This is a genomic window from Ramlibacter aquaticus, assembly GCF_015159745.1.
GTDB lineage: Bacteria > Pseudomonadota > Gammaproteobacteria > Burkholderiales > Burkholderiaceae_C > Ramlibacter > Ramlibacter aquaticus.
Genome location: NZ_JADDOJ010000108.1, coordinates 1 through 11,618, shown reverse-complemented (window position 1 = coordinate 11,618; position 11,618 = coordinate 1). Strand labels below are relative to the sequence as shown.

The following is an 11,618-nucleotide window of genomic DNA, read 5'->3' as shown; positions in this document are numbered from 1 at the left end:
GGCACGTCCACGACCGGCCCCCGCGCCGCAGCGCCTGCAGGGGCCGGTCGTGGACGTGCCGGTGGCCCCCGGCTCGCGCGAGGCGCAGGGTGCGCCCACCGTGGCCGTGCCCGCGCCTGGCGGCTGGGGCAGCGCACCCACGGCGCCTCCTGCGCCGGTGCGCCCGGCCCCGCCGCCCGTGGTGGTGTCGCCTTATCCGCCGCTGCCGGGCCCCTACGCCCAGCCCCGGCGGCCCAGCCTCGCCGACATGGCGAACGCCCAGCTGCGGCGCGGCACGCCACGCGACCCGCTGGCCGCCAACGTGGAAGACGCCGCCGTGCAGGATTGCCTGCATGCGCCCGACAAGCCGGGCGTGGTGGGGGGCCTGTTGAACGCGCCGGTGGTGGCTGCGCGCGCGCTCAGCGGCCGGTGCCCGAAGTGAGCGGGGCCAGCACGCCGGGGTCGCTGTAGATCAGCGAGAGCGGATGGCGCACGCCCGCGGCATGGTCCTCGATGCAGCGCAGCACCAGCGGGCTGCGATGGCGCGCCGCACTGGCGCGCACCTCGTCCAGCGTCATCCACAGCACGCGTTCTATGCCGTCGTCGAGCGCGCGATCGGGGTGGTGGCGGCCGAGCTCGCCGGCGAAGGCCATGCGCAGGTAGGTCTGGTCCTCGCCGGTGCTGTTCTTGCGCGAGCGCGCCAGGTAGATGCCCACCACGGCGGTGGGCTGGAAATCGTGCGCGCACTCCTCCAGCGCTTCGCGCGCGCAGCCCTGCGCGGGGGTTTCGCCCGGCTCCAGGTGGCCCGCCGGGTTGTTGAGCTTGAGCCCCAGCCGGGTCTGCTCTTCCACCAGCAGGTAGCGCCCCGCGCGCTCGATGATGGCGGCGACCGTGACGCTGGGCTTCCATGCAGTGCTCATGCGCACGATTATCGATGGGGCAGCGCGCCGCGCGGGGCGGCGATGGTCCACAATGGCCGGGTCCCAGCTCCGCCACACGCCATGCCGTCCTTGCGCGACCTGCTCCGGATCCTTGCCCTGTGTTCCCTGCTCTGCGTGGCCGTGGCCGCGCAGGCGCAAGAGGCCGCCGCCGCCGCGAGCGCCGCGTCGGCCGTGCCGGCGCTCCCCCTCATCCAGCCGGCCGCGCCGGCGCTGGCCAACCCCTACGGCCTGCAGGCGCTGTGGGCGCAGGGCGACTGGATCGCCCGCCTGACCCTGCTGCTGCTGGCCCTCATGTCGCTGGGCAGCTGGTACGTGCTGGTCACCAAGCTCGTCACGCAATCGCGCATGGGCAGCCAGGGCCGCGCGGCGAACCTCAGCTTCTGGAAGGCCAACACCGTGCGCGAGGGCGCCGAGGGCCTGCAGAAGGGCAGCCCCTTCCGCTTCATCGCCGAATCGGCGCTGGAGGCCTCGCGCCGGCACGACGGCCTGATCGGCCAGGTCGACCTGAACACCTGGGTCGCGCAGAGCATCGAACGCGCGATCGCCGTCGTGCACAGCCGCACGCAGGAGGGGCTGGCGGTGCTCGCCACCGTGGGCTCCACGGCGCCCTTCGTGGGCCTGTTCGGCACGGTCTGGGGCATCTACAACGCCCTGGTGCGCATAGGCGCGACGGGACAGGCCTCCATCGACAAGGTCGCCGGCCCGGTCGGCGAGGCACTGATCATGACGGCCCTGGGCCTGGCGGTGGCGGTGCCGGCGGTGCTGGGCTACAACTGGCTGGTCCGCCGCAACAAGGTCGGCATGGACACCGTGCGTGCCTTCGGCGCCGACCTGCACACCGTGCTGCTCGCCTCGCGCGGTCGCGCCGAGCCGTCGGCCGCCTGAGCCATGGCGGGCATCCGCTTTCCGCACCAGATGCCGGAGGCCGAGCCGCCGCTGTTGGCCTCCATCAACACCACGCCACTGGTGGACGTGATGCTGGTGCTGCTCATCATCTTCCTCATCACGATCCCGGTGGTGAACAGCTCGATCGCGGTGCAGCTGCCGCGCGAGCCCGACCGCGCGCAGGCCGCCGCGCCGCAGAGCGTGATCGTGACGGTGGATGCGCGCGGCGTGAGCTACTGGTTCGACCAGCCCGTGGCGCCGGCGGCGCTGGCGGCGCGGCTGGCCGAGGCCGCGGCCCGCCAGCCGCAGCCCGAGCTGCACATACGCGCCGACGCGCGTGCCGATTACCAGGCCGTCGGCGAGCTGGTGGTGGCGGCGCAGAAGGCCGGGCTGGCCCGCGTGGGCTTCCTGACGGAGCCGCCGCGATGATCCCGCTGCAGGACGGTGCGGCCGAGGACGAGCCCATGGCCGAGATCAACACCACGCCGCTGGTGGACGTGCTGCTGGTGCTGCTGGTGATGCTCATCATCACGATCCCGGTGCAGCTGCACGCGGTGGGCATCGACATGCCCGCGGCCAGCACGGCGCCGCCGCCCGTCGAGCCCCAGGTGGTCGAGCTCGACATCACCGCCGCCGGCACCCTGGCCTGGAACGGCACCACCCTGTCCGGGCGCGACGAACTCGAGCAGCGGCTGCAGGACGCGGCCGCGCAGCCGCAGCAACCCGAGATCCACATCCGGCCGCAGGGCCACGCCAAGTACGCGCTGGTGGCCGCCGCGCTGGCAAGCGCGCAGCGCCTGGGCCTGCAGAAGATCGGGCTGGTCGGCTCGGAACAGTTCGCGCGCGAATGAATCCCATGGGCATGTCGCCGCCCCTGACCCTGCTCGTCTTCGCCGTCTTCCCGCTCTGGTGCCTGGCCGGCTTTGCCGACTGGGTCTGCCACCGGCGCACCGCCATCGCCCTGACCAGCGGCCTGGGCGAGAACGCGCTGCATTGGCTGATGGCGCTGGTGTCGGGCGCGGGCATCGCGCTGGTGCTGTTCTTCGAGACCGATGCCGGCCTGCTCGGCCTGCTGCTGCTGCTCTTCCTCGCGCACGAGGCCACCGCCGCCTGGGACCTGGCCGACAACACGCTGCGCCGGGACGTGGGGGCTGGCGAGCAGCTGGTGCACAGCGCGCAGGAGATGCTGCCGCTGGTGGCGATCGCGCTGCTGGCGCTGGATGCCTGGCCCGGCCTGCAGCCGCTGGACTGGGCGCTTCACCCGCGCGCCGGGCTGCCGCCCCTGCCCTGGCTGGGCGCCGCCGGCCTGCTGGTGCTGGCGCTGGTGCTGCTGCCGCTCCTGCAGGAGACCGTCTCCTGCCTGGGGGCGCGCGCGGCGCGCAAGGCGCGTGACGAGGCCCGTGCCCAGGCCCGCGTGGAGCCCGGGCTGGAGCCTGTCAGGCCTCGTACTCCGGCGAACCCTGCACCCAGATGAAGGACTGCAGGTCGATCATGTCGCGTGCGCGCAGGCCGGGCCGCCGGTCCAGGTCGCGGCGGATGATGGCGGCGAAGGTCTGCAGCGCGTCATACACGCGCCAGCTGGGCTCGGCCGCATAGGGAAACTCGAAGCCGTAGTCGCGCGCCGCGCTGCGCGTGACGCGGGGTTTCAGGAAGAGGTGCCGGTCAGGCCGCGCGAGGAAGCCGAACACCGTCACCAGCGGCCAGGTCAGCACCCGGGTCTGGCGGCGCGGCAGGTCGCCCACGGCCTGCACCCAGTCGTCGAACTTGCGCTGCGCCGAGCCGCGGCCCCACAGAAAGGCGTGCAGTTCGGTGGCGAACAGGCGCGCGCCGGCCTGCGTCTTCACCGCGTCGCGCAGCGCCATGCGCTCGAAGGAGAACAGCAGGTTGGTGCGCGACTCGATGCGCACCGCGGTGTCGGCGATCTGGCGGAATTCGCCGCGTGCCAGCAGCTTGCGGAAGGGGACCGGGCCGAGCTCGGCCTGCCACTCGAGGTGGGCGCGCTCCTTGTGCGCGCGTTCGGCCACGAGGTAGGTCGGGTCCTGGAAGCCGCCCGGGTAGAACATCTCGAACTTGCGCCTGCAACGTGCGGCGCCCAGGTAGCAGACATTGCTGGCGCGGGCGCCGGAGAGCGTGGAGGTGAGGGATGCAAGGCGGGCCATGCCAGCAGTGTTCGGGGTCGCCGTGCCTGAGCCATGCAGGACGCGCCCCCGCCTCCGTGTAGGACTCAGGCCGACGCGGTCACCAGCCGGACCTGGGTGATCTCCGACGGGGCGCCGAAGCGCTTGGGCGGGCCCCAGTAGCCGGTGCCACGGCTGACGTAGACCCACAGCCGGTCCAGCCGGTGCAGCCCGGCCGTGAAGGGCTGCTGCAGGGGCACGAACAGGTTCCAGGGCAGGAACTGGCCGCCATGGGTGTGGCCCGACAGCTGCAGGTCGAAGCCCGCGCTGGCGGCCGCCGTCGCGCTGCGTGGCTGGTGGGCCAGCAGGACGCGGGCGTGCGCATCCTGGGGCGCGCCGGCGATGGCGGCGTGCGGGTCGCTGCGGTGGTCGTCGTGGAAATGGCCACCGCTGAAGTCGGTGACCCCGGCCAGCACCAGCTTGCCTTCCTGGCGCTCGATCACCACGTGCTCGTTGTGCAGCACGCGGATGCCCAGCCGGTCCAGCTCGGCCATCCAGGGCAGGGCGCCCGAGTAGTACTCGTGGTTGCCGGTGACGAAGAAGCTGCCGTGGCGCGACACCAGGCCCGCCAGCGGTGCCACATGGGCGCCCAGCTCGTGCACGGGGCCGTCCACCAGGTCGCCGGTGATGGCCACCAGGTCGGGCTTGAGCCGGTTCACCGATTCCACGATGCCCTGCACGTAGGGCCCGCGGATGGTCGGGCCCACGTGGATGTCGCTGATCTGCACGATGGTGAAGCCGTGCAGGGCCTGGGGAAGGCCCGCCAGCGGCACCTCGACCGTCTTCACCGGGGCGGTGCGGCGCGCGTTCCAGAAGCCGAGCAGGGTGACCAGCAGCGCCAGCGGCGGCACGGCCTCGGCGCTGGCCGCGCGCCAGCCGGCCGGGTCCGCCCAGCCCGGGGCGAGGGCATGGACGGCCCAGCCCAGGGCCAGCAGGGCCTCGCGCAGCACCGTCAGCACCAGCAGCGAGGAGAAGAGCCCCATGAAACTCAGGCCGATCGCCGCCACGGTGTCGGAGACGGGCGGGCGCAGCCAGCGCCGCGCCAGCATGCCCATGGGCGTCAGCAGGAAGGACAGCACCAGCACCAGCACGAAGGCCGCCGCCCAGGCGCCCGTGCCCAGCCAGGGCGCGATGCGCAGGCCGATGTAGAAGTGCAGCGCGGCCGACAGGCCGAAGAGGAGGGTGAGGGACATGGAAGGGTCTAGGTGGGGACGGTCTTCGCAAACACCAGCCCGGCCAAGGCCGAGCTTCATGTAAGCTGCGGGTCAGAATACGGGCCGCAGGCTCGCTTGGACGAGGAGATACCCATGTTGATCGGCGTTCCCGCCGAAACCACGGCGGGCGAGACCCGCGTGGCCGTCACGCCCGAGACGGCAAAGAAGCTCAAGGCCCAGGGCCACACCGTGCGCGTCGCGTCCGGTGCCGGCCTGGCCGCGAGCGTCACGGACGAAGCCTATGCGGCCGTTGGCGCCGAGATCTGCGAGCAGTCGCAGGCCCTGGCCTGCGAGCTGGTGCTGAAGGTGAGGCCGCCGCAGGCGCAAGAGCTGCCGGCCTTCCAGAAGGGCGCCGCCGTGGTGGGCATGCTCAACCCCTTCGATGCCGAGGGCCTGCAGCGGCTGGCCGCGGCCGGGCTGACCGGCTTCGCGCTCGAGGCGGCGCCGCGCACCACGCGCGCCCAGAGCATGGACGTGCTGTCCTCGCAGGCCAACATCGCCGGCTACAAGGCCGTGATGCTGGCCGCCAACCACTACCAGCGCTTCTTCCCCATGCTGATGACGGCCGCGGGCACGGTGAAGGCCGCGCGCGTGGTCATCCTGGGCGTGGGCGTGGCGGGCCTGCAGGCGATCGCGACGGCCAAGCGCCTGGGCGCGGTGATCGAAGCGTCCGACGTGCGGCCCTCCGTCAAGGAGCAGGTCGAGTCGCTGGGCGCGAAGTTCATCGACGTGCCCTACGAGACGCAGGAAGAGAAGGAAGCGGCCGAGGGCGTGGGCGGCTACGCCCGGCCCATGCCGCCCTCCTGGCTGGAGCGGCAGAAGGCCGAGGTGGCCAAGCGCGTGGCGCAGGCCGACGTGGTCATCACCACCGCGCTGATCCCGGGCCGCCCGGCGCCGGTGCTGGTGACGGAAGAGATGGTGCGGTCCATGAAGGCCGGCTCCGTGATCGTGGACCTGGCCGCGCCCCAGGGCGGCAACTGCCCGCTGACCGAGCCGGGCAAGACCGTGGCCAAGCATGGCGTGATCCTGGTCGGCGAGACCAACCTGCCGGCGCTGGTGGCGGCCGACGCCTCGGCGCTCTACGCGCGCAACGTGCTGGACTTCCTCAAGCTGGTGATCGACAAGGAAGGCAAGCTGCACATCGACATGAACGACGACATCGTCGCCGCCTGCCTGGTGACCCAGGGCGGCGAAGTCAAGAGGAAGTGAGCGCCATGGAAGTCTCCCACACCATCATCAACCTGATCATCTTCGTGCTGGCGATCTACGTCGGCTACCACGTGGTCTGGACCGTCACGCCCGCGCTGCACACGCCGCTCATGGCCGTGACCAACGCCATCTCCGCCATCGTGATCGTGGGCGCCATGCTGGCCGCCGGCATGACCGACACCTGGCTGGGCCGCTCCATGGGCGTGCTGGCCGTGGCGCTGGCCGCGGTCAACATCTTCGGCGGCTTCCTGGTCACCCGGCGCATGCTGGAGATGTTCAGGAAGAAGGAGAAGAAGACGGGGGCCGGCCAATGAGCATGAACCTCGTCACGCTGCTGTACCTGGCAGCCTCGGTGTGCTTCATCCAGGCCCTGAAGGGCCTGTCGCACCCGACGACCTCCATCCGGGGCAACCTCTTCGGCATGACCGGCATGGCCATCGCCGTGCTCACCACGGCGGCGCTCATCGTGGAGCTGTCAGGGCAGGGCAAGGGCATGGTCTGGGTGCTGCTGGGCCTGGTGGCCGGCGGCGCCTACGGCGCCTGGCGCGCCAAGACGGTCGAGATGACCAAGATGCCCGAGCTGGTCGCCTTCTTCCACAGCATGATCGGCCTGGCCGCGGTGTTCATCGCGGTGGCGGCCGTCACCGAGCCGCACGCGCTGCTGCAGGGCCTGGCCAAGGGCGATCCCATCCCGGGCGGCAACCGGCTGGAGCTGTTCCTGGGCGCCGCCATCGGCGCCATCACCTTCTCGGGCTCGGTCATCGCCTGGGGCAAGCTGTCGGGGACCTACAAGTTCCGCCTGTTCCAGGGGGCGCCCGTGGTCTTTGCCGGCCAGCACAAGCTCAACCTGGTGCTGGGCCTGCTGACGGTGGCGCTGGGCCTGGGCTTCGTGGCCACGCAGCACGGCGCCTTCTTCTACGGCATGCTGGCCCTCGCCTTCGTGATGGGCGTGCTCATCATCATCCCCATCGGCGGCGCCGACATGCCGGTGGTGGTGTCGATGCTGAACAGCTACTCCGGCTGGGCGGCGGCCGGCATCGGCTTCTCGCTCAACAACAGCATGCTGATCATCGCCGGCTCGCTGGTGGGCAGCTCGGGCGCGATCCTGAGCTACATCATGTGCAAGGCGATGAACCGCTCGTTCTTCAACGTGATCCTGGGCGGCTTCGGTGGGGAGGCCGGGCAGGCGGCGGCCGGCGGCGCGGTGCAGCGCAGCGTCAAGAGCGGCAGTGCCGACGATGCGGCCTTCATCCTGGGCAACGCCGAGACCGTGATCATCGTGCCGGGCTACGGCCTGGCCGTGGCCCGCGCCCAGCACGCCGTGAAGGAGCTGGCGCTCAAGCTGACCGAGCACGGCGTGAACGTGCGCTACGCCATCCACCCGGTGGCCGGCCGCATGCCGGGCCATATGAACGTGCTGCTGGCCGAGGCCGAGGTGCCGTACGACCAGGTCTTCGAGATGGAGGACATCAACGCCGAGTTCGGCCAGGCCGACGTGGCCATCATCCTGGGCGCCAACGACGTGGTGAACCCGGCCGCGCTGCAAAAGGGCAGCCCCATCTACGGCATGCCCATCCTGGAGGCCTACAAGGCCAAGACCGTGATCGTGAACAAGCGCTCCATGGCGGCGGGCTATGCCGGCCTGGACAACGAGCTGTTCTACATGGACAAGACCATGATGGTGTTTGGTGACGCCAAGAAGGTGGTCGAGGACATGGTCAAGGCAATCGAGTAGAGAATCGGCGCTCGCGAACAGAACACGGAGACAAAGCGATGGAAGCGTCGAGCGCGCGCCCCTGGCTGGCGGCCTACCCCGAAGGCGTGCCCGCCGAGATCGATGCGGGGCAGTACGGCTCGCTGGTCCAGCTCATGGAGGAGGCCTACAGCCGCTACGGCGAGCGCACGGCCTACTGCTTCATGGGCCGGGACTTCAGCTTCGCCCAGACCGATGCACTCTCGCAGGCCTTCGCGGCCTACCTGCAGGGCCTGGGCTTGGCGCGCGGCGACCGGGTGGCGGTGATGATGCCCAACGTGCCGCAGTACCCGATCGCGGTCGCGGCCATTCTGCGCGCCGGCTACGTGGTGGTCAACGTCAACCCGCTGTACACCGCCCGCGAGCTGGAGCACCAGCTCAAGGACGCGGGCGCGCGGGTGATCGTCATCATCGAGAACTTCGCGCACACGCTGGAGCAGTGCATCGCCCAGACCCCCGTGCAGCACGTGGTCGTCGCCGCCATGGGCGACATGCTGGGCACGCTCAAGGGCACGCTGGTCAACTACGTGGTGCGCCGCGTGAAGAAGCTGGTGCCGCCCTGGCGCCTGCCGTCGGCCGTGCGCTGGAACGATGCCGTGCGGCGCGGCCGGCAGGCGGCCTTCCGCAAGCCTGACATCGGCCCCGAGGACGTCGCGGTGCTGCAGTACACCGGCGGGACCACCGGCGTCTCCAAGGGTGCGGTGCTGCTGCACCGCAACATCATCGCCAACGTGCTGCAGTCCGAGGCCTGGAACCAGCCCGTGATGGACAAGGTCCCGGCGGGCGAGCAGTCCACCACCGTGTGCGCGCTGCCGCTGTACCACATCTTCGCCTTCACGGTCTGCATGATGCTGAGCCTGCGCACGGGCGGCCGGCTCATCCTCATCCCCAATCCGCGCGACCTGGCGGCGGTGCTGGCCGAACTGTCGAAGTACCGCATCCACAGCTTCCCCGCGGTCAACACGCTCTTCAACGGCCTGGCCAACCACCCCGACTTCGGCAAGGTCGACTGGAGCCACCTGAAGATCTCGGTCGGCGGTGGCACGGCGGTGCAGGCGGCGGTGGCCAGGCTCTGGCTCGAGAAGACCGGCTGCCCCATCTGCGAGGGCTACGGCCTGTCCGAGACCTCGCCCTCGGCAAGCTGCAACCCCAGCACCAGCAAGCGCTTCAGCGCCACCATCGGCGTGCCGCTGCCCAGCACGTCCATGAAACTGCTGGACGACGAAGGCCGCGACGTGCCCATGGGCCAGCCGGGCGAGATCGCCATCAAGGGCCCGCAGGTCATGGCGGGCTACTGGCAGCGCCCCGACGAGACGGCCAAGGTCATGACGCCCGACGGCTTCTTCAAGACGGGCGACGTGGGCGTGATGGACGCGCTGGGCTACTTCAAGATCGTGGATCGCAAGAAGGACATGGTGCTGGTCAGCGGCTTCAACGTGTACCCCAACGAGGTCGAGGACGTGGTCACGCAGATGCCCGGCGTCATGGAGTGCGCGGCCGTGGGCGTGCCCGACGAGAAGACCGGCGAGGCCGTGAAGCTGGTCATCGTGCGCAAGGACCCCGCGCTCACCGAACAGCAGGTGCGCGACTACTGTCGCGAGAACCTCACCGGCTACAAGCAGCCGCGCGTGATCGAGTTCCGCAACGACCTGCCCAAGACGCCGGTCGGCAAGATCCTGCGGCGCGAGCTGCGCAGCCCCTCCCGCGTGCAGTGATGGCCGCGCGCACCGCCGTCGTCGCGGCGATGCACCAGGAGCTGGCCGCCGTGCTGGCCCTGATGCCGGACGAGCAGCGCGAGAGCGTGGGCGGGCGCGACTTCTACGTCGGTGAGCTGCATGGCCAGCCGGTGGTGGTGGTGCTCTCGCGCGTCGGCAAGGTCGCTGCCGCGACCACCGCGGCGACCCTGGTGCACCGCTTCGGCGTGGGCCGCATCCTCTTCACCGGCGTGGCGGGCGGGCTGGCCCCAGGGGTGAAGGTGGGCGATGTGGTGGTCGCCGACAGCTTCGTGCAGCACGACATGGACGCCTCGCCCATCTTTCCGCGCTACGAGGTCCCGCTCTACGGCATGAGCCGTTTCCCGACCGACCCCGGGCTGTCCGAGCAGCTGTCGCTGGCGGCCTTCCGGGCGCTGCCCGGCGTGGCGGTGCACCGCGGGCTGGTGGCCAGCGGCGACCGCTTCGTCTCCACCACCGCCGAGAGCCGCGCGCTGCAGCTGGCCTTGCCGCAGGCGCTGGCGGTGGAGATGGAAGGCGCGGCGATCGCCCAGGTCTGCCACGACCATGGGGTGCCCTTCGCCGCGGTACGCACCATCTCCGACCGGGCCGACGACGAAGCCCACGGCGATTTCCTCAGCTTCATCCGCGACGTGGCGAGCCGGCACTCGGCCGCCATCGTGCGGGAGTTCTTCGAAGGCTGAAGGCCCCCGGCCGCTGCCGCTCAGCGCAGCCAGCCGCGCCGGTAGCAGTACCACATGGGCACGGCCGCGCTCAGGAACATGAGCGACACCACGTACGGGTAGGCCCAGCGGCCCAGCAGCGCGAATTCCGGGAACTGCAGGTTCATGCCGTAGATGCTGGCCACCAGCGTGGGCGGCAGCAGCGCGACGCTGGCCACAGAGAAGATCTTGATGATCTTGTTCTGGCTGATGTTGATGAAGCCGACGGTGGCGTCCATCAGGAAGTTGATCTTGTCGAACAGGAAGGCCGTGTGGTTGTCCAGCGACTCGATGTCGCGCAGGATCTGGCGCGCCTCCTCGAACTGGTCGGCGCTGAGCATGCGGCTGCGCATCATGAAGCTCACGGCGCGCCGCGTGTCCATCACGTTGCGCCGGATGCGGCCGTTCATGTCTTCCTGGTGGGCGATGGCGGCCAGCACCTCCTGCGCGAGCTTGTCGCTGACCTCGCCGGCCAGCACCCGGCGGCTGGCCTTCTCCAGCTCGTCGTAGATGCCCTCCAGCGTGTCGGCTGAGTACTCGGCATCGGCGTCGAAGAGCTTGAGCAGCACCTCCTTGGCGTCCATGATCAGGCCGGGCGCCCTTCGCGCACGCAGGCGCAGCAGGCGGAACACCGGCACGTCCTCGTCGTGGATGGAGAACAGCACGCCCTTGCTGCGCAGGGCTTCGTTCACCAGGTTGAGGATGAAGGCGACGCGCACCGTGCGCGGGGCTTCGTCGTCGGCGATCAGGAAGTCGCTGCGGATGTGCAGCTCGCCGTTGTCTTCCTCGTAGAAGCGCGCCGATTCCTCGATGTCCTCGTCCATCGCGTCCTCGGGGATCGAGAGGCCGAAGTACTGCTTGACCCAGCGCTTCTCGTCCACGGTGGGCGACTCCAGGTCGACCCAGATCGGCTGGAAGCGCGAGAGCTCCTCCAGGGACTCGATCTCCTCCTGGACGAGCCGTCCGTTGGCGAGCGTGAAGATGTTCAGCATGGCGGCGCGGGGCTCCGGGACAGGGGGGCGAGGC

General features: G+C 70.6%; 13 protein-coding genes and 1 pseudogene. 10 read left to right on the top strand and 4 right to left on the bottom strand.

Going from position 1 to position 11,618, the window contains the following annotated elements; all coding sequences use genetic code 11:
• Window positions 1–421, top strand: a pseudogene (locus IM725_RS18470) (hypothetical protein); the annotation flags it as partial.
• On the opposite strand, the gene IM725_RS18465 reads toward IM725_RS18470, so the two are convergent.
• Window positions 399–899 carry an NUDIX hydrolase gene (locus tag IM725_RS18465; RefSeq protein ID WP_193782107.1) on the bottom strand — a complete coding sequence of 167 codons (501 nt, stop codon included), beginning with the start codon at window positions 897–899 and terminating at the stop codon, window positions 399–401. The pseudogene IM725_RS18470 and the gene IM725_RS18465 overlap by 23 nt on opposite strands.
• 81 nt (window positions 900–980) lie before the next feature.
• Here IM725_RS18465 and IM725_RS18460 point away from each other — a divergent pair, with 81 nt between their 5' ends.
• The 4 genes from IM725_RS18460 to IM725_RS18445 are packed head-to-tail and all read left to right on the top strand — an operon-like array spanning window position 981 to window position 3,279.
• Window positions 981–1,805, top strand: coding sequence for a MotA/TolQ/ExbB proton channel family protein (locus IM725_RS18460; protein WP_227753930.1), 825 nt, complete (start codon window positions 981–983; stop codon window positions 1,803–1,805).
• Window positions 1,806–1,808: 3 nt separating this feature from the next.
• Complete coding sequence (locus IM725_RS18455; RefSeq protein ID WP_227753929.1) at window positions 1,809–2,234, top strand: ExbD/TolR family protein; 426 nt, start codon at window positions 1,809–1,811, stop codon at window positions 2,232–2,234.
• Window positions 2,231–2,656 (top strand): ExbD/TolR family protein, encoded by a 426-nt coding sequence (locus IM725_RS18450; RefSeq protein ID WP_193782105.1) that lies wholly within the window; start codon window positions 2,231–2,233, stop codon window positions 2,654–2,656. The genes IM725_RS18455 and IM725_RS18450 overlap by 4 nt, the downstream gene beginning before the upstream one ends.
• 11 nt (window positions 2,657–2,667) lie before the next feature.
• Window positions 2,668–3,279: a diguanylate cyclase gene (locus tag IM725_RS18445; protein WP_193782104.1), complete on the top strand. Its 612-nt coding sequence runs from the start codon at window positions 2,668–2,670 to the stop codon at window positions 3,277–3,279.
• Here IM725_RS18445 and IM725_RS18440 read toward each other — a convergent pair.
• Entirely contained in the window at window positions 3,242–3,964 is a 723-nt protein-coding gene (locus IM725_RS18440) for a hypothetical protein (RefSeq protein ID WP_193782103.1), read from the bottom strand. The two genes, IM725_RS18445 and IM725_RS18440, sit on opposite strands and share 38 nt — an antisense overlap.
• A gap of 65 nt (window positions 3,965–4,029) precedes the next feature.
• Window positions 4,030–5,175: a metallophosphoesterase gene (locus tag IM725_RS18435; RefSeq protein WP_193782102.1), complete on the bottom strand. Its 1,146-nt coding sequence runs from the start codon at window positions 5,173–5,175 to the stop codon at window positions 4,030–4,032.
• 114 nt (window positions 5,176–5,289) lie between these two features.
• On the opposite strand from IM725_RS18435, the gene IM725_RS18430 reads away from it, so the two are divergent.
• From IM725_RS18430 to IM725_RS18410, 5 genes are read left to right on the top strand one after another with little or no spacing between them, the layout of a single operon-like run.
• The gene (locus IM725_RS18430) at window positions 5,290–6,405 is read left to right on the top strand and encodes a Re/Si-specific NAD(P)(+) transhydrogenase subunit alpha (protein ID WP_193782101.1); all 1,116 of its coding nucleotides are present in this window, start codon (window positions 5,290–5,292) and stop codon (window positions 6,403–6,405) included.
• A gap of 5 nt (window positions 6,406–6,410) precedes the next feature.
• Window positions 6,411–6,719, top strand: a complete 309-nt coding sequence (locus IM725_RS18425) for an NAD(P) transhydrogenase subunit alpha (protein WP_193782100.1) — start codon at window positions 6,411–6,413, stop codon at window positions 6,717–6,719.
• A complete protein-coding gene (locus IM725_RS18420; protein ID WP_193782099.1) occupies window positions 6,716–8,140 on the top strand; it encodes an NAD(P)(+) transhydrogenase (Re/Si-specific) subunit beta in 1,425 nt (474 codons plus the stop codon). Before IM725_RS18425 ends, IM725_RS18420 begins: the two co-directional genes overlap by 4 nt.
• A gap of 38 nt (window positions 8,141–8,178) precedes the next feature.
• On the top strand, window positions 8,179–9,873 hold the full coding sequence (locus tag IM725_RS18415; protein ID WP_193782098.1) for a long-chain-fatty-acid--CoA ligase: 1,695 nt from the start codon (window positions 8,179–8,181) through the stop codon (window positions 9,871–9,873).
• A complete protein-coding gene (locus IM725_RS18410) occupies window positions 9,873–10,574 on the top strand; it encodes a 5'-methylthioadenosine/adenosylhomocysteine nucleosidase (protein WP_193782097.1) in 702 nt (233 codons plus the stop codon). Before IM725_RS18415 ends, IM725_RS18410 begins: the two co-directional genes overlap by 1 nt.
• A 20-nt stretch (window positions 10,575–10,594) precedes the next feature.
• Here IM725_RS18410 and IM725_RS18405 read toward each other — a convergent pair whose 3' ends face one another.
• Entirely contained in the window at window positions 10,595–11,584 is a 990-nt protein-coding gene (locus IM725_RS18405) for a magnesium and cobalt transport protein CorA (protein WP_193782096.1), read from the bottom strand.
• Window positions 11,585–11,618: the final 34 nt, after the last annotated feature.